This window comes from Longinema margulisiae (assembly GCF_025266855.1).
Taxonomy (GTDB): domain Bacteria; phylum Spirochaetota; class Brevinematia; order Brevinematales; family Thermospiraceae; genus Thermospira.
On record NZ_CP053071.1, the window covers coordinates 2,058,594 to 2,077,204 of the forward strand.

Here is an 18,611-nt window from a genome sequence, read left to right on the forward strand (position 1 = left end):
ATGGTCGTTCTCGGGATTTCTGCGTTTTATCATGATAGTGCCGCGGCTTTAGTGAGAGATGGGGATATTGTGGCGGCGGCTCAGCAGGAGAGGTTTTCCCGTCGGAAGGGTGATGAGGGCTTTCCACGTGAGGCTATAGCCTATTGTCTTCAGGAAGCGGGGATAGGGATCGGGGAAGTGGACTATGTGGTTTTTTATGATAAGCCGCTGGTGAAGTTTGATCGTATTTTGGCTTCGTATATTCATACAGCCCCAAAGGGTATTCGGTCCTTTTTGATGGCTATTCCTGTGTGGTTGAAACAAAAACTCTGGATAGAGGAACTGATTCGCAAGGAACTCCGCTATGAGGGACAGGTGCTTTTCTCTTCTCATCATCAGGCTCATGCGGCCAGTGCTTTTTATCCTTCGCCGTTTGAGCGCGCGGCTATTCTCACCGTGGATGGAGCAGGGGAATGGAATACCACCACTATCGGAAGGGGAGAAAAAAATCATATCACTCTTTTGAAGCATATTGATTTTCCGCATTCCTTGGGGCTTCTGTATTCCGCGTTTACCTACTATTGTGGTTTCAAGGTGAACTCAGGTGAGTATAAACTCATGGGGTTGGCTCCCTATGGAGAGCCGAAATATGTGGATCTCATCAAGGATCATCTTGTGAAGATACGGGATGATGGGTCTTTTGAACTGAATGAACGGTATTTTGATTATATCAGCGGTCTTGTGATGATTTCTCGTCGTTTTGAGAAACTTTTTGGCCAGAAGGCTCTCCCTCAGGGTGGAACTCCCACGCAGTTTTATATGGATGTTGCCGCTTCTATTCAGGTGGTAACCACAGAGATTCTTGTCAAAATGGCCCGGTATGCCAGGGAAATCACAGGTGAGAGGTATCTCTGTTTGGCGGGTGGAGTGGCTCTCAATTGTGTGGCCAACAGCCATATTCTGCGAGAAAGTGGGTTTGATGATGTCTGGGTACAGCCGGCGGCTGGTGATGCGGGAGGGGCCTTGGGAGCGGCTTTAGCGGTGTGGTACGAGTATCTCGGAAATTCCCGTGAGGCTGATGGGGTGCATGATTTTCAGAAGGGGAGTTATTTAGGGCCCTCCTATTCGGAGGAAAAGATAGAGGAGATTCTCAGGGCCTATGGGGCTGTGTATGAGAAACTGGATGAAAAAGAGCTTCTCGAGAGAACGGCCCGGGCTATGGTGGAAGGGAAGGTGGTGGGTTGGTTTCAGGGGAGAAGTGAGTTTGGTCCTCGTGCCTTAGGGAATCGCTCGATTTTAGGAGACGCTCGTCGGGAGGATATGCAGACCACCATGAACCTCAAAATCAAATTCCGGGAGTCTTTTCGTCCCTTTGCGCCTGCGGTTCTTGCGGAGGATGTGGAAGAGTGGTTTGAATGGGATAGATCCTCTCCCTATATGCTCTTCGTGGCCGATGTGAGAGAGAAGCATAGACTTCCCTTTGCCAAAGAGGGAAAGACTGGACTTGACCTTCTCAAACAGCCTCGTTCGGTGTTGCAGGCTATTACTCATGTGGATTTTTCGGCCCGTCTTCAGACAGTACACAGGGAAACCAATCCAAGGTTTTATGCCCTTCTGGAAGAGTTTAAGCGTCTCACAGGGTGCGGGGTGGTGATTAACACTTCTTTCAATGTTCGGGGGGAACCTATTGTGAATGATCCTCGGGATGCCTACCGGTGTTTTATGGGAACCAATATTGATGTGCTGGTTGTGGAAGATTTCTATTTGGAAAAATCGAAACAGCCACCTTTTAAGGAGCTTCACACATGGAAAAAAACACTCATCGCCGATTAACGTTTTCGGAGTACAGGCATTTTGGTTTTTCTTTTGGGGTGGGGATGTTTCTTCTCACTCTGATCGGGTGGTGGAGACATTTTCCTGTGCCGGTTCTGATGATAACGGCTACTCTTGGCCTCTATCACTGGGTGGTGGGTTTTCTCTGGCCTCGCTCCCTCTGGTTTTCTGAGATGGTGGTTTTCTGGGTGTGGCAGGTGGTTTCTCAGGCGATTTCCCGTCTTGTTTTGGGGCTTCTTTTTTATGCTATTTTGACCCCTCTTTTTGTTCTTCTTCGTTTAGCCGGTCAGGACCATATAGCCAAAAATGATGGAACATGGCAGGACTTTTCCGCTTCGGACAATGATCCTAAAAAAATGGAACGATGGTTTTGATAAGGCTAAAAATTGACTTTTTTTCTCTATCTCGTTACTATAAATAGAAAATCGTTCTAAGGAAATACGAATGCACGGGCTTGATTTTTCTCATAAAAATCTTATCATCTATCTCACGGCAGGCATACCTTCGATGACTTTTCTTCAGGAGGCTATTCTTCAGCTTCAATCCTATGTAGATGCCATTGAGATTGGAGTGCCTTATAGTGATCCGGTGGCCGATGGGCCTGTGATTGCCCATGCCTCTCAGTTGGCTTTAGAGAAAGGGGTGAACCTGGATGGGATTTTGGGGGCGGTGAAAGAGATATCCTCACAGGTCACTATTCCTCTGTATCTGATGAGTTATTATGCCCCTCTGTATGCCTATGGAGCTGAAAAGTTTCTCTCAGCTTGTCGGGAAGCGGGAGTTCGTGGGGTGATTGTCCCTGATCTCAATGTGGATGAAGGGGAAACTTTTTATCGTCTTCTTTCGAGTGAGGGACTTGATCCTGTGCTTCTCGTTTTTCCCAATACGAAGGCAGACAGGGTAAAGCGAATTGCCTCAGTATCCGGTGATTTTCTCTACTATGTCAATTTCTTTGGGACAACAGGGGAACGCAGGGATAATCTCTCGTTTTCCCTTGATCATCTGAGAGATGTCAAACGCTGGGCAGGGAAGCCGGTATGCGCAGGTTTTGGTGTGGCGGACAAAGAGGGTTATGAAAAGCTTTCGGCTGTAGCCGATGGGGTGATCATTGGATCGGCAGTGATGCGGCGGGTTCTGGATGCCATGAATGAAAAAGATGCCCTTGAGCACGTGATCAGTTTCGTAAAGGGGATTCGCTCGTAACTATGGAAATTGGTTCTTTTGGGAGCGGCAGTAAGCAGAACTGTTTTTATCTTCTCCATGAAGATGAGTTGTGGGTCATAGATTTAGGGATTTCTTACACCAAACTTCGTTCTCGTCTTGGTCTTCTCAAAAGAGAGATACAGACGGTGAGCGGCCTCTGGATTACCCATGATCATGATGATCATGTGCGGGGAGTTTCCCAGTTTGCCAAGCATACCCATGTGCCTATTTATGTTCATCCTGATACGGCACGGGCTATTCACGTCTCCTATCGTATGACGCCGATTGAACCCTACAAAACCTATCATTTCAGACATTTTTCTTTTTTTCCTTTTCCTGTGCAGCATGATGCTGTTTTTCATATGGGGTATCTGATCAAGACTCCCGGTGGAGTGCTTTTGTATGCGAGTGATGTTGGCAGGATTGATAATCATCTTCTGTACTATGCAAAAAAGGCTCATATCATCGCTATTGAAGCCAATTATGATGAAGAGATGCTGAAGAATTCCTGGTATCCCCAGCCCCTGAAGGATCGCATTCGTGGGGGGAGAGGTCATCTCTCCAACCTTCAGACGCGGCATTTTCTTTCTCAGGTTATCTCTTCTCATACGAGGCAGGTGATTCTTTTGCACCTCAGTGAGAACAACAATACCAAGGAACGGGTGAGGGAAACGGTGATAGAGCCTCTTTCTCAGCGTTTTCCTCATGTGGCTTTTTTCATCTCTGATAGGGAAGAGTGGGTGGTGTATGAATAAAAAAGGCTGTCCCAAAGGACAGCCTTTTTTGTTAGTTTCTTTACTTTCCCAAAGCCTTCATGATCAGCGGGGCTTTGCCTGCTGAACCAAGAACCTTTTCGTTCTTTTCCATGTACATCTTCTTGAGGGCCTCACGAGCAGGGCCAAGGTATTTACGAGGATCAAACTCAGCAGGTTTTGTAGCAAAGATCTCGCGGATCTTGGCCGTCATGACAAGACGTCCATCGGAGTCGATATTGATCTTACATACGGCTGAGCGAGCCGCCTCACGGAGCTGCTCTTCAGGAATACCGATGGAATCCTTCAGTTGACCACCATACTTGTTGATGGTTTCCACAGCATCCCTTGGTACAGAAGAAGAACCATGGAGAACAATGGGAAAACCGGGGATTCTTTTCTCAATTTCTCTCAAAATGTCGAGACGGATCTCAGGTTTTTGTCCGGGTTTGAACTTGTAGGCTCCATGAGAGGTACCAATAGCGATAGCGAGTGAATCTACACCGGTCTTTTTCACAAAGTCTTCCACCTGATCTGGGTCGGTGTACACATGGTGTTCAGCTGAGACCTCATCTTCCACACCAGCGAGCACACCAAGTTCACCCTCTACGGTGACATCATACTTGTGAGCGTATTCGACAACCTTTCGAGTAAGCTCCACATTTTCCTCGTAGGAGAGATGGGAGCCATCAATCATCACCGAGGAGAATCCACTTTCAATACAGGAAACACAGAGCTCATAGCTGTCACCATGGTCAAGATGAAGGGCAATAGGAATTTCTCCAAGCCCCTTTTCCTTGGCCATACGGCGCATCATTTCTACAGCCCCTTTGCCCATATACTGCAGAAGTGTCTGGTCAGCATATTCACGGGCACCCTTGGAAACCTGAAGGATCACAGGGGACTGGCTCTCAAGACAGGCAGAAACAATGGCCTGAAGTTGTTCCATGTTGTTGAAGTTATAGGCAGGTACAGCGAAACCCTCTTTGATAGCCACTTCAAACATCTTCCGTGTGTTCACAAAACCAAGGTCTTTGTAACTTACCATATATCCACTCCTTCTATGTAATTTCTCTAAAATCGCCAGCGGATACCAAGTCCGCCGTTGAGAAAGGGATCTGTGGCAGGAATAAGCCTCATCCCTGGTCCCAATTCAAAGAAGATCTCTAAAGGAATCTGTGGAGTAAAATAGGAAACTCCAAGGGGAATTCGTAGGCCAATATCGACGTGATCAGAGATATTCACAAGACCCCCAATTCCTGCATAGAGAAAGAGAGCCCCACTGGATATACTCACATCCCATCGATAGGTGTAATCAGCTGTGAGAAGAAGAGAGGGGTTTTTTCCGAAATTCCAGCCAATGACTCCGTTGATGACGTGGGTATTATTGGCAAAATAGCCGATGCTGATACCTGTTGGAGAGCCAAGAAAAACCCCTAAGGCCAGATGCTTAAGGCTCACATTGGCTCCGTAGAAAAAACTTCCGAAAAGGAAAAAGAGAAGAAGATATTTTTGTTTCATGTACCCTCCTTATCAGGAAAAGGATAAGGTATTATATCGAGAGAGGATTTTTTTTTCAAGAAAGAGGCAAAAAGGGAACATGGCTGAAATAAAAATCTCAGGGGATGAAAGATTCATCCCCTGAGACCTTTGCACGAATGTGCGAAGGTCTCAAAAAAGTAGTAAAAAACAAAAAATAGTATAAAAATATTATTTATCATAATAAATAATTCTGCTTTTTTGAATAAAAAAGACAAATAAGCCCTTGTAAACGGAAAAAGCGGGGTTTCAGGGGCGTAGCCCCTGACCCAAACAGGGGAAGAAAACACCTGTGCAAGGGTCTCCCCCTGAGGAAGTATGCTTACTGGTCTCGCAAATAGCTATACAGATGAGCCATGTCGGAATCCTGACGGAGCATCATCATGACGTTCTTTTCAATCTGACGGATCCGCTCTTTGGTGAGGTTGAGCTTTTCTCCGACCTCAGAGAGAGAGTGAGGCTCTTCTCCGTTGAGACCAAAACGATACTCAATAACCTTTCTCTCTCGCTCCGGGAACTTGCTGAGAATACGGTTGATGTTTTCGCGAAGTGAATCCTGTATCACCGTATCTTCAGGTACTGAGGTACCTGCGTCAAAGTAAGATTTTTCCACAATTTCGTCTAAACTCATATCAGAGTCTTCAGGAAGCATCTGGTCAAGCCCTGTGCCACTCTGGGACATATCAAGCAGTTTGAGAATTTCATTTTTCTCTATCTGCATGGCCTCTGAGATGGTATCAATGGAAGGCTCTTTGCCGTTTTTCTGGGTGTAATCGTTGATGTATTTCCATACCTGCATGAGCTGGTTATTGCGGTTCATCGGGAGACGAACCATTCTCCCCTTTTCGGAGATAGCCTTCAGAATAGACTGACGAATCCACCATACTGCATACGAGATAAAATGAAAACCACGTCTATAGTCAAATCGATTGGCAGCTTCAATGAGACCCAGATTTCCCTCACTGATGAGATCAGTCATGGAAAGCCCTAAGCCCTGATACTTTTTGGCTACTGAAACCACAAATCGAAGATTGGCCAACACAAGCCGGTCTCTGGCTTCTTTGTCGCCTTTTAAGATACGTTCTCCTAATTCTTTTTCTTCCTCTCTGGAGAGAAGCGGGATTTTCTCTATTTCCTTGAGATAGAGAGAAAGTGTATCAGAATGGGAAACCAACTCAGAAAGCGTCTTGAGAGAAGGAAGAGATTTTTGTTCCCTCTTTGAGGTAGCGTTTTCTCCCTCGTATTTCTCGGCTTTGAGAATAGTCATATTCCTTGCCATAGGCGTCCTCCCTGTAATTTTTATTTGCAAAAAGTGTGCCAAAACAGAATTTATTTTTTATCTCTTTTTATTGTAAGGAGATAAAAATAATATGAAACGAGAAATGTTTTGTTTTTCTGAGAAAAGAAAAGGTTTTTCTCTGGAAAAAGAAAAAACGTATCAAAATGACACAGAGAGTATTGTAAGAGGGAAAAAAGTGAGGCTTTTTGGATGAAGGAATTGAGACCTTTGCACGAATGTGCGAAGGTCTCGACACAGGAATAGGACCAGCCCTTTTCTCTGGGAGAAGGGTGCTGGGAGATTTTGCTATGACCTTATTTCAGCAAAGGGGGCTCGTTTGCTGAAACATGGTGAGAGTCGGGGTAGGCTTTTCTCCCTGAAAGAAGGTGGTCGTCATTGTTTGGGTTTGTATGGAAGGGGGTTAAACGTTTAACCAGAAGGTGGGTTTGCTGAGACATGGTAAGAGCAAAAGACATGTGGAGTTTGTATAGAGAAGGGTTAAACGTTTAACCGGCGGGGTGGTTAGCTGAAACAGGGTGATAGCGATAGCCATGAGGGGGTGGATAGAGAGAGATTAAACGTTTAACCATTGCCTTTGGCTGAGACAGGGTAATAGCCGGGCGCCCTGCGGTCTCAGAAAGCCCCCTTCTTGCTGACTCGTCCCCCACACCCCGCCCCTGCTTGCGGTGCGCCGTCATGGAAGCCCCTGTGGGGGACACGAGCCCTGTGGGTTGGGGAGAGAATGCCCCCTTCTGGAGAGGAAGACCCGTTCTTTCTTTCACCCCCTTTTTTTCTGTACCCCACTTCGACTTCGCTCAGTATCCACCGGGCCGCTTTTGCGGTTATGAAAAGGGCCCTTTGGTTTCCGACGGGAAAGTCCTTCCGACGGGAGGACACAGGAGGTGTCCGGGGCGACCTCTTCTGTTGCTCTGCCCGAAAAGCCCACCGAAGCGTAGCCGCGGGACCCCCGCTTTGGCGGGGAATCGGCGGAGCGAGGTGGGCGCTATGCTTCCGAAGTCAGGAGGACGAGGTGAGGTCGCCCACGGAGAAAGGACTTCCCCGGAAAGAGAAGAGGTTTCTCTCTGCCCGCAAAAGCGGCCCATGTTTCGTCCTCGTCGCATGCTACGCATGCGACGAGGACAACGCTCTTCTGGAGTCGGTGCAGGGGCGGGGGCGGGGTTTCAGGGGCGTAGCCCCTGACCCAGATAGGGGAAGAAAACACCTGTGCAAGGGTCTCAAATTTTTCTTTCGGCGAGTTTTTGGCTTAAAATACCAACGGGCGGCCCTGTGAAGGTGCCGCCCGTTAGCGGAGGTGCGATATATCTTTTCTTATTGACGATTGGTGCATAAATATATTACGCAATTTTTCCAAAAAAGTCAAGTGATTTTGGGGGTTTTGCATAAAAAATTTTTTTCGGATTGGCGTCGTTCCACATATGAAACATATGAAACTGAATACCTATTTCGAGACCTTTGCACGAATGTGCGAAGGTCTCGAAAAAGTAGTAAAAAACAAAAAAATAGTATAAAAATGTTCCTTAACGTAATAAATAAAACTATTCCTTTGAACAAAAAAAGACAAATAAGCCCTTGTAAACAGAAAAAGCGGGGTTTCAGGGGCGTAGCCCTTGACCCAGACATGGGAGGAAAACACCCGTGCAAGGGTCTCATTTCCACATTTCTTATGAACAGGGAAACAACACAAAAGCTTTCTATTCTGATGCCTATTGAAAAAAGTTGCGCTTGAAAACCTTACGGCAAGAGAGGGCTATTACCCTGTTTCAGCTAAACCCTTGTTCTTTGCTGAAACAAAGTCATAGCCATCGCCCCTGCTGCGGTGCCATATCCAAAAAGCCTCTTCTGAAAAAGAAACCCTGCGGGCTGGTGAGAGAAGGCCCTGTTCTCCCTTTCTTTCTGGACCCCACAGGGCCGCTTTTGCGGTCGTTTGTCTTTTGCCGCAAGAGGGAAGTTCTCCCGGAGTGAGGGTGCGTATCAGTTGAAGGTTGAAAGTTTGTAAAGTTTATAAAGTTGGGGGCAAGGTTCAGGAGGACGAGTTGTGGTTGCCGAAGTTCCGAGGACGAGTTGAGGTCGCCCACGGAGGAAGGACTTCCCCGGAAAGAGATGAGGTCTTTCTCCTTGCCCGCAAAAGCGGCGCACTATCCGTCCGAGGCGCATGCGTAGCAGGCGACGAGGACAATAGTCCCCTTTTGCCCTGCGCGGGAGCGCTTTGTGAAAGAAGGGAGAAGGGTAACAAAAAGAACCAAGAATTGGAACAGAAAAGATGGTTGAACAAGTATTCAGTTTTTGTGTGAAGATAACCATTCTGTAGAAATGTGGAACGACAATAATATCAAAACTTCTTTCTGAAACTTTTTTCAAAAACTTGGTAACGTTTTTTTCAGGAGACCTGCAGTGGGAAGATGAGGAAAAGCAAAAAAAAGTTCCTCCCTGGCCGATAATAGGACACAAGGAGGAACCCATGCGTAAAGAATTCACCTTCACTTTGACTATCGACTACCCTGACACAAAACTTGAGACGTTAGTGGTGGTTTTTCTCCAGGCCATCAAAGGAGTGTTTGAGTCATTTGTTCATCAGATTTCTGTAGAAGTGGCAGAAAAAGAAATAAAAGAAGGTCGTATCACCTGTACATGCGGAGAAAAACATCACTTCATATGGAAAACAAAGCATGGAAAAAACACTGTTTTTGTTCTGATGCCCTTTGGAAAGATCACTCTTCCTCAGCTCCAAATTCAATGCAAAAAGTGTGGAAGAAAACTTTTTCTCACAAGATCTCTTCTTGGTGTAGAAAAGCGAAAAAGGCAAATCCTGAAAGATATCTACAGAGTGGCTTTAGCCGGGGCTCTTACCACCTATCGAGTGGCCGCTCGTATTCTTTCCTTCACAGGGTATAAAATAGGTCTTAGCACCCTCTGGAAAAACCTTCAAAATATTGGGAGAAAGATACATTTCAGTATCTCAGAAAAAGAAAAACCCTGTGGAGAAGCCGATGGGACGGGTATTCCTGTTCAGGGCAAGAAAAAAGGAGAAGAAGCTAAAATTCTTTTGCAGGAGAGGCAACAAGCCTCCCCATTGACAGGAAAAAATACAAGAATAGCAGGCCTTCTTGTGGATAATTACCATGCAGGTTGGGACAAACTTCTTAAGCCCATTCAAGAAAAACACTCTTTTTCTCGGTTTTTTCTTGTTGTCGATGGAGATACAGGGATTAACCAGGGCAAACATCCCGGTATCGTTTTTCAACGATGTTTGTGGCATGTAAGTTATCAATTGAAGTATTTTCTTCGTCTTGATAGAGTGAGATATCGTTCTTCTGAGTGGACAAATATTGTCGCTGAAACAGGGAAAGCCTGTTTCTTGGGGTACAAAAATGACTGGCAAACAAGACTTGGTTATCAAAGCGAGCGCAGACAGCATATTCAGAATCTTCTTGACTTATTTCACGAAAAAGGGCGCAAACATTGTTTTTATTATCTTCTTCGTGCTCAAAAAGACATGTTCGCCTGTGACAGTGAAGATGGTTTGCCAGGAACAACCTCAAGGGCAGAACGGGTGATGCGAACCATAAACCAGAGAATGGATGTAGGGGTATGGAAAAGAGAAGGGGCAACCAATGTTCTTGCTGTGCGTTTGCATTACTACTATAATCGTGATGAGGCTATCGATGGTGTCTACTGGCAGGATGTGATATAAAACATAGGGATGGTACGTACTTATTGCCCTGTTTTATGGCCTAAAAAGGGTACTTTCCCCAGAAAAAACTTGTTTATCTAAAATGTTCCCTGTATACTACAGTTGACAAAAATCTTTTGAGCCAGGGGTAACTTCTTTATCCTTTTCTCTCTCTTTCAGGTCTCCTGTTGGAAACGTAATCAAAAACTTGTGTTTTTTTTCGATTGGTCTTACAATAACATCTGAAATTTTTATTCGGAGGTATCCCATGGGAAAGAAAATGGTAACCATGGATGGGAATAACGCAGCAGCGTATGTAGCCTATGCTTTTACCGAAGTAGCGGCTATTTATCCCATCACTCCGTCATCGAACATGGCGGAGCACTGCGATGAATGGGCTGCCCAGGGCAAGAAGAATATCTTCGGCCAGGTAGTCAGGGTGGTGGAAATGCAGTCTGAGGCAGGGGCTGCTGGTGCTGTTCATGGCTCACTCCAGGCAGGAGCCCTGACAACCACCTTTACGGCCTCACAGGGTCTTCTTCTCATGATTCCCAATATGTACAAGATTGCCGGTGAACTTTTGCCGGGTGTGTTTCATGTGAGTGCTCGTACCGTCGCAAGTCATGCTCTTTCTATCTTTGGTGATCATTCGGATGTGATGGCAACCAGGCAAACGGGTTTTGCTATGTTAGCCACTTCTTCTGTGCAGGAGATTCTGGACCTGGCTCCGGTAGCGCATCTTGCCGCCATCAAGAGTCGCGTTCCTTTCCTGCACTTCTTTGATGGTTTCCGTACTTCTCATGAGATTCAGAAGGTAGAGGCCTTGGATTATGAGGATTATGCTTCTCTGATTGATCGCGAGGCTCTTGATGCCTTCCGTAAAAATGCCTTGAATCCTGATAATCCTGTGACTCGTGGTACGGCTCAGAACCCTGATGTCTTTTTCCAGGCTCGTGAGGCGTGCAATCGTTTTTATGATGCGGTTCCTGATATTGTGAATGACTACATGCAAAAGATGAGTAAACTCACCGGAAGAACCTACAAGCCGTTTACCTATTATGGAGATCCAAATGCTGAGAATATTATTGTGGCTATGGGTTCTGTCTGTGATCTCATTGAAAGTACGATTGACTATCTTGCAAAGAAGGGTGAGAAGGTGGGTCTTGTCAAGGTTCATCTTTATCGTCCCTTCTCGGCAAAATACTTCTTCGATGTTCTTCCCAAGAGTGTGAAGCGGATTGCTGTGCTTGATCGTACGAAAGAACCCGGGGCTGCTGGAGAGCCATTGTATCTTGATGTGAAGAATCTCTTCTACAACAAGCCGGGAGCTCCACTGATTGTGGGTGGTCGATATGGACTCAGTTCCAAGGATACAACGCCCGAACACATCATTGCTGTGTACAAGAATCTCAAACTCCCTGAACCCAAGGATCGTTTCACCGTGGGTATCGTGGATGATGTGACTTTCCTTTCTCTCCCTGTTGAAAATGAGGTCGTAAATGTGACACCTGAAGGTACCTTTGAGGCAAAATTCTTTGGTCTTGGGTCTGATGGTACAGTGGGAGCAAACAAGAACTCGATTAAGATTATTGGTGATAATACAGACTACTATGCTCAGGCTTATTTTGCCTATGACTCCAAAAAGTCGGGTGGTATCACGGTTTCTCACCTTCGTTTTGGAAAGAAACCTCTCAAGCTGCCTTTCCTTGTGAATAATCCTGACTTTGTAGCCTGCCATGTGCCTTCCTATCTCGATAAGTATGATGTGCTCAAGGGACTCAAGAAGCGAGGAACCTTCCTGCTCAATAGTATCTGGGATGAGAAGGAAGTGGTCAATCACCTGCCTGATCATATGAAGAAATACATGGCTGAAAACGACATCAAGTTCTATATCATCAATGCAACCAAGATTGCTGAAGAGATTGGGCTTGGTGGGCGTATCAACACCATCATGCAGTCGGCATTCTTCAAACTCATGCCCGTTATTCCTTATGAGGAAGCTGTAAAGCACATGAAGGATGCCATCAAGAAGACTTATGGCAAGAAGGGTGACAAGATTGTGAACATGAACTATGCGGCTGTGGATAGAGGAGGAGAGGTGATTCAGGTGCCTGTGCCTGCCGAATGGAAGAATCTCACTCCAAAACCAGCGCCCAAGAAGGATGTTCCTGAGATCATTGAGAAGATTGTGATTCCAGTCAATAGCCTGAAGGGTGATGATCTTCCTGTTTCTGCCTTTGTTGGTCGTGAGGATGGAACACTTCCTCCTGGAACAAGCCAGTACGAGAAGCGAGGGATTGCTATCAATGTACCTGAGTGGCAACCCGATAATTGTATCCAGTGTAACCAGTGTGCTTTTGTGTGTCCTCATGCGGTGATTCGGCCATTCCTGTTGGATGACAAGGAAATGAAGGGGCTTCCTGCCGGTACCACGACGCTCAAGGCTATTGGCAAGGGGCTTGAGAATTTCCAGTATCGTATCCAGGTGTCTGTGCTTGATTGTACCGGATGTGGCAACTGTGCTGATGTATGTCCCGGCAAGCAGGGTAATAAGGCTCTTGTGATGAAGCCGCTTGAAACCCAGAAGGCAGAGATTGAACGCTGGGATTATTTTGCAAAGAATGTGACCTACAAGACAGAGGCTATTACCAACAAGTATACCGTGAAAGAGAGTCAGTTCTTGAGACCTCTCTTTGAGTTCAGTGGGGCTTGTGCTGGATGTGGAGAAACGCCTTATATCAAGGTGATTACTCAACTGTATGGGGATCGCATGATGATTGCCAATGCGACAGGGTGTTCTTCTATTTATGGAGGAAGTTTCCCTGCGACCCCGTATTGTACCAATGCAGAAGGCAAGGGACCAACCTGGGCAAACTCTCTCTTTGAGGACAATGCTGAGTATGGCTATGGTATGGCACTTGCGGATATGCAGATGAAACAGTACCTTGAGCAGCTGATTGATCAGGCTGTGGCTGAGGGTGTTTCTGGAGAACTCAAGGAAGCCCTTCTCGAATGGAAGGCAAATCGCACCAATGCAGACAAAGCCAATCCTCTTGCAGAGAAGATCAAGCGCCTGCTGGCCGGTCCTCAGAAAGGAGCCCTTGCCGAGATTCAGAAGCTCTCTTCCTACTTAGTGAAGAGGTCTTTCTGGGTGATTGGTGGAGATGGCTGGGCGTATGATATTGGTTTTGGTGGGCTTGATCATGTGCTTGCTTCCGGTGTGGATATCAATATCCTTGTGCTTGATACAGAGGTCTATTCGAATACCGGTGGTCAGTCCTCGAAGGCTACACCTACCGCGGCTATTGCCAAGTTTGCCGCCAGTGGAAAGCGTATTCGCAAGAAAGACCTTGGGCTCATGATGATGAGCTACGGGTATATCTATGTGGCTCAGGTGGCTATGGGGGCGAACAAGGCTCAATTCATGAAGGCTCTCACTGAAGCAGAGGCATATCCCGGTCCATCAATCATTATTGCTTACTCGCCCTGTATCAACCATGGTCTCTATGCTGGTATGGGCAAGTCCCAGGAAGAGGAAAAGAAGGCTGTGGAGGCTGGTTACTGGCATCTCTATCGCTACAATCCGCTTCTTGAGGCTCAGGGTCAGAATCCCTTCCAGCTTGACTCCAAGGAGCCTACCGGCAACTTCCGTGAATTCCTGCTTGGAGAGGTTCGCTTTGCTTCACTCCTCAAGACCTTCCCTGACCAGGCTGAAGAACTTTTCAAGGCAGCGGAAGAGAATGCCAAATGGCGATATCAGATGTACAAGCGGCTCGCTTCGATGGATTATTCGCAGAAGTAAGGATGAAAAAACAAAAACTCCCCACCGTCCGGTGGGGAGTTTTTTTATTTTCCCTGTGCAAAGCGCATTAGTAGAAAAATTTTTACTACTAAAATGCGAAAAACTATTGACAAAAAAGAAAAATCATATAATAATATATGCGTGAAAAAAATGAGGTGAAGCATGGAAGCGAGAGTGAAGCAGTTTCATGGCAAGCGTATAGGTGTGCTTATGGGAGGGGATTCTTCTGAGAGGGAGATTTCCCTCAGGTCAGGGGAAAACGTATATCGGGCTCTGTGTTCTCTTGGTCTGGAGGCTATCAAAGTGGATATTGGGAGTGATCCAATCGCTGTATTGCAGAAGACGTCGTTTGATATTGCCTATATTGCTCTCCATGGTTCTGTGGGAGAAAACGGGGTGATTCAGGCTCTTCTTGAACTCATGCATATCCCCTATACAGGGAGCCGTGTTTTGGGCAGTGCTCTTGGCATGGACAAGAACGCTACCAAACGGATACTGCGCGGGTGTGGTATAGATGTACCATTGTCGCTTGATGGTGAGGTCAACATTGAGAGAATGGTGGAGAGGGTGAATCATGCTCTTTCCTATCCGGTCGTGTTCAAGGCAAATTGTGAGGGCTCAAGCGTGGGAGTTGAGGTCTGCGAGGATGAGGCTAAACTTCGAGAGGTGCTTGAAAAAAATATTGAAAAATATCCTGATTATTTTATTGAACAGTATATCCGGGGGCGGGAGATGACGATAGGGGTATTGGGAAAGTATCCTGATTTTCTCTTTTTGCCAATTCTTGAACTCAGGCCCAAGAATACCTTTTATGATTTTGAGGCGAAATATACCAAGGGAATGACAGAGTTTATTCTTCCCGCGCCGATGGATGAAAAGGTGAGGCTTCATATTCAGTCTCAGCTCACGCAGGCCATGAGAGTGATGAAGCTCAAAGGACCCCTTCGTTTTGATTTTATGTTTACGACGGATAATAGGGCGTTTTTTCTTGAGGTGAATACAAGCCCGGGAATGACAGAAACAAGCGATATTCCAGCGATGGCACAGGCGGCGGGTATGTCTCAGGAGGAACTGGTTCTTCGTATTTTAGAAAGTGCGGAGTAACTATGGGCCGCCGGTTAGGGTCGCTGGTGGTGAGTGTGTTTTTTGTGGCCGTGATTGTGGCGTTACACGGGGTGGTGTATCGGCTTTTGGTGGTGAATGAGATACTCTCGGTGAGAGAGATAGTGATAGAAGGGAACCGGTATATACCTGCTGAGGAGATTCTCCATGTAGCGGGACTCAGAAAAGGGATGGGGATATTTGATTTCTCCTGGGATGTGGTCATCACAAGGTTAACGAACCGTCCCTATATTCGCTCAGCCAGGGGAGAGAGAATTCTTCCGTGGACAGTGAAAATCCAGCTTGAGGAGAATCTACCGGTTGGGATTATAGTTTTTGGCACCAATGCCTTTTTTGTGGATAGGGACGGGATTGTGTATGCTTCGGCCCGCTCTCCAAGGGTGCCAAGGATAGAGATAGGTTATCCGGTTGTCCTGGAGAAAGGGAGGGTCCAGGACGACTGGGTCTTGTCTTTGGTGAAGTACCTTGGGAAGTTAACTAATCTTGAAAGGGTGGAGAGAATTGTTTTTGATCGGAAAACAGGGGCCCATGTATGGCTTCGGGATTTTCCGGTTGATGTCTGGGTTGGGCATGAGGTGCTTGATGAAGACATATGGCAAAGGGTTTTTGCTCTGGAAAAAGAGGTCAGAGAGAAAAAACTCTCTCTGAAGACTATAAATTTACATAGGGAGAACGCCATTGGCTACCAGTAGTATGCCTTCTTCTCTTGTGGTTGGGCTTGATGTAGGGACAACCAAGGTATGTACCGTTATCGGGCATATCACCGAAAGGGAACTTGAGGTGATTGGGGTTTCCACCGTGCCTTCGCATGGGTTGAGGAAGGGGGTGGTCATTGACATTGAAGAGACAGCCCGTTCTATTGCGACTTCTGTGCAGAAGGCAGAGATCCAGGCCGGCGAGACGGTACAGGGGGTGTATATCGGGATCTCCGGTGGGCATATTGAGGGTATCAATAGTCGTGGTGTCATTGCTATCTCAGACAAGAATCAGGAGATTACCGAAGCGGATGTGAAGCGTGTGATTGATGCGGCTACCGCCATTGTTTTGCCTGTGGATAGGGATCTCATCCACGTCATTCCCCAGGAGTTTATTGTGGACTCTCATGAGGGAATCAGGGATCCTGTGGGGATGTCGGCAAACAGGTTGGAAGCTGTGGTTCATATTATTACCGCCGCTACAACTTCTCTCAATAATACCGTCAAAGCGGTCAAAAAAGCAGGTTTTGAGGCACAGGATATTGTGCTTCAACCGTTAGCGGCTTCTCGCGCTATTTTGAGTGATGAGGAAAGGGACATGGGAGTGTTGGTGATAGATATTGGTGGTGGGACAACTGATTATGTGGTCTTCAAAGAGGGGAGTCTCCGTCATACGGGTATTCTTTCTTTGGGTGGGAATCACGTCACCAGTGATGTGGCCTATGGCTTCAAGACTTCGATCCCTGCGGCTGAAGAGATCAAGAAACGTTTTGGTTGTGCTGTGGCTGATTTTGTAGAGGACGATGAGGTTGTGGAGGTTCCAGGGGTGGGAGGAAGACCACCTGTTCTTGAATCCCGCCGGAAATTGGCGGAGATTATCCAGCCACGTCTTGAGGAGATTCTCTCTTTAGTTTATCAATCGGTGGAAAAAACGGGGCTTCTTGATGGGCTTTTAGGTGGGGTTGTTCTCACCGGTGGTGTTTCTTTGACGCCCTATATCACCGATTTAGCAGCGGCTATTTTCAATATGCCGGTACGTATTGGAAAACCGTTGGGAGTAGGCGGGCTTCGTGATATGGTGGATAGTCCTATCTATTCGACGGCTGTGGGGCTTTGTCTTTATGCGATGGATAACGCTCCCCGTTTAGGTCCCACCAATCACAAGGATGAGGAGAAAAATATTAATTCAATTGTTGAACGATTGAGAGAATGGGTGAAGGAATTTTTCTAAAAAAGGGATAGAAAAACGGGAGGAAGACGATGGAGGAAGGTTTTATGGAAATTTTTGAGAAACATGAACCTGTCGCACGAATCAAGGTAGTGGGTGTTGGTGGTGCTGGTTGTAATGCTGTCAATCGAATGATTGAAGCAGGTATCAGGGATGTGGATTTCATTGCTATCAATACGGATTTGCAGGTGCTCAATCAGTCTCTTGCCAAGACCAAAATTCAGATTGGGAAACAGGTGACCAAAGGGCTTGGTGCGGGTGCCAGGCCGGAGATGGGTGAGAAGGCGGCTCAGGAGGATGCTGAGACCATTCGAAAGGCTTTGGAAAGGGCTAATCTTGTTTTTATAACCGCCGGAATGGGTGGTGGTACAGGGACAGGGGCCGCTCCTGTGGTGGCTCAGGTGGCCAAGGAGATAGGGGCTCTTACCATTGGTGTGGTGACTATTCCTTTTGATTTTGAGGGAGCCAAACGTATTGCAGCAGCCAAACAGGGGATTGCGAAACTCAAAGAGCATGTAGATACGATGCTCGTCATTTCTAACTCTCGTATTTTCAGGATTATTGAGCGAAAAACCAATGTTAAAGAAGCCTTCCACAAAATTGACGAGGTTCTCAAACAGGCTGTAGAGGGTATCTCCAATATTATTTCTGAAACGGGACTTATCAATGTTGATTTTGCCGATGTGAAAACCATCCTTTCCAACCGTGGTGAGGCTATCATGGGAATTGGTATTGGAAAGGGTGAAAATCGTGCCCTTGATGCCGCTAAACAGGCCCTTGAAAATCCTCTCATCGAAAATTCTTCCTTCCGTAATGCGGGAGCCATGCTTGTCAATGTGATTGGTTCTCCGGATATGACGATGATTGAATGGCAGGAGGCCGCACAGACTATCTCTGAGCTTTGTCGGCCTGATGCGGAGATTATTGTTGGGGTTAATATTGATGAATCTCTCAAAGATTCTATTCGTGTGGTGATTATTGCCACTGATTTCCAGCAGGAACAGGCTCAGCCGGAAATGGATGATGGTATCTCAGCGGAGGAAATCTTCAGTGATAGACGTCTTGTGAAAATAGACGAGACCAAAGGGGCAAGGCGTTTTCGAACCTATCAGAGTGGGTTGGCTACTCAACAGGCTCAGGCTGTAGGGGATGATGATCTCAATACCCCTGCTTATCTTCGTGTTCAGAGGCGTTTCAAGCCGTAGCATTCAGCGCTCCCCCTTCCAAAGGGGGAGTTTTTTTGCTTTTTCCCCTCTTGACAAAAGCCCTAAAATATGCTATAATATATATACCAACGCCGGGGTGGCGGAATTGGTAGACGCACTACTTTGAGGTGGTAGCGGGCGCAAGCTCGTGCAGGTTCAAGTCCTGTCCCCGGCACACCCCAAACCGCCTTCTCTTTCGGGAGAAGGCGGTTTTTTTATTCTTGGCAAAAGAGTTACCTTTTGAGACCTTTGCACGAATGTGCAAAGGTCTCAAAAAAGTAAT

General features: G+C 46.6%; 14 protein-coding genes and 1 tRNA gene. 11 read left to right on the forward strand and 4 right to left on the reverse strand.

Translation table 11 applies throughout. The annotated features are described in order from the left end of the window. The 4 genes from BREVNS_RS09200 (at position 1) to BREVNS_RS09215 (ending at position 3,770) form a co-directional block, all read left to right on the forward strand. The gene (locus tag BREVNS_RS09200; RefSeq protein ID WP_483426712.1) at positions 1-1,812 is read left to right on the forward strand and encodes a carbamoyltransferase family protein; all 1,812 of its coding nucleotides are present in this window, start codon (positions 1-3) and stop codon (positions 1,810-1,812) included. Further along, the gene (locus tag BREVNS_RS09205) at positions 1,785-2,186 is read left to right on the forward strand and encodes a hypothetical protein (protein WP_483426713.1); all 402 of its coding nucleotides are present in this window, start codon (positions 1,785-1,787) and stop codon (positions 2,184-2,186) included. The genes BREVNS_RS09200 and BREVNS_RS09205 overlap by 28 nt, the downstream gene beginning before the upstream one ends. Before the next feature lie 70 nt (positions 2,187-2,256). Then, a complete protein-coding gene (gene trpA / locus BREVNS_RS09210; RefSeq protein WP_483426714.1) occupies positions 2,257-3,015 on the forward strand; it encodes a tryptophan synthase subunit alpha in 759 nt (252 codons plus the stop codon). Positions 3,016-3,017: 2 nt separating this feature from the next. Then, positions 3,018-3,770, forward strand: a complete 753-nt coding sequence (locus tag BREVNS_RS09215; protein ID WP_483426715.1) for an MBL fold metallo-hydrolase — start codon at positions 3,018-3,020, stop codon at positions 3,768-3,770. 40 nt (positions 3,771-3,810) lie between these two features. Here the strand turns inward: BREVNS_RS09215 and BREVNS_RS09220 are convergent, their stop codons facing one another. The 4 genes from BREVNS_RS09220 to BREVNS_RS09235 form a co-directional block, all read right to left on the reverse strand. Next, positions 3,811-4,815, reverse strand: coding sequence for a class II fructose-bisphosphate aldolase (locus BREVNS_RS09220; protein WP_483426716.1), 1,005 nt, complete (start codon positions 4,813-4,815; stop codon positions 3,811-3,813). A gap of 26 nt (positions 4,816-4,841) precedes the next feature. Further along, entirely contained in the window at positions 4,842-5,288 is a 447-nt protein-coding gene (locus tag BREVNS_RS09225) for a hypothetical protein (RefSeq protein WP_483426717.1), read from the reverse strand. A 340-nt stretch (positions 5,289-5,628) separates the two neighbouring features. After that, positions 5,629-6,585, reverse strand: coding sequence for a sigma-70 family RNA polymerase sigma factor (locus tag BREVNS_RS09230; RefSeq protein WP_483426718.1), 957 nt, complete (start codon positions 6,583-6,585; stop codon positions 5,629-5,631). A gap of 506 nt (positions 6,586-7,091) precedes the next feature. Continuing rightward, positions 7,092-7,283: a hypothetical protein gene (locus BREVNS_RS09235; RefSeq protein WP_483426719.1), complete on the reverse strand. Its 192-nt coding sequence runs from the start codon at positions 7,281-7,283 to the stop codon at positions 7,092-7,094. Positions 7,284-9,064: 1,781 nt separating this feature from the next. Here BREVNS_RS09235 and BREVNS_RS09240 point away from each other — a divergent pair. From BREVNS_RS09240 to BREVNS_RS09270, 7 genes are all read left to right on the forward strand, one after another. Further along, positions 9,065-10,297 (forward strand): hypothetical protein, encoded by a 1,233-nt coding sequence (locus tag BREVNS_RS09240; RefSeq protein WP_483426076.1) that lies wholly within the window; start codon positions 9,065-9,067, stop codon positions 10,295-10,297. Positions 10,298-10,544: 247 nt separating this feature from the next. Next, positions 10,545-14,078 (forward strand): pyruvate:ferredoxin (flavodoxin) oxidoreductase, encoded by a 3,534-nt coding sequence (nifJ, locus tag BREVNS_RS09245; RefSeq protein ID WP_483426720.1) that lies wholly within the window; start codon positions 10,545-10,547, stop codon positions 14,076-14,078. 162 nt (positions 14,079-14,240) lie between these two features. Next, positions 14,241-15,182, forward strand: coding sequence for a D-alanine--D-alanine ligase family protein (locus BREVNS_RS09250; RefSeq protein WP_483426721.1), 942 nt, complete (start codon positions 14,241-14,243; stop codon positions 15,180-15,182). Between the two features lie 2 nt (positions 15,183-15,184). Continuing rightward, entirely contained in the window at positions 15,185-15,892 is a 708-nt protein-coding gene (locus BREVNS_RS09255; protein ID WP_483426722.1) for a cell division protein FtsQ/DivIB, read from the forward strand. Further along, entirely contained in the window at positions 15,879-17,126 is a 1,248-nt protein-coding gene (gene ftsA / locus BREVNS_RS09260; protein WP_483426723.1) for a cell division protein FtsA, read from the forward strand. The genes BREVNS_RS09255 and ftsA overlap by 14 nt, the downstream gene beginning before the upstream one ends. A 29-nt stretch (positions 17,127-17,155) precedes the next feature. Further along, on the forward strand, positions 17,156-18,328 hold the full coding sequence (gene ftsZ, locus BREVNS_RS09265) for a cell division protein FtsZ (RefSeq protein ID WP_483426724.1): 1,173 nt from the start codon (positions 17,156-17,158) through the stop codon (positions 18,326-18,328). 91 nt (positions 18,329-18,419) lie between these two features. Next, positions 18,420-18,503: transfer RNA gene (locus BREVNS_RS09270), tRNA-Leu, on the forward strand. Positions 18,504-18,611 lie beyond the last annotated feature (108 nt).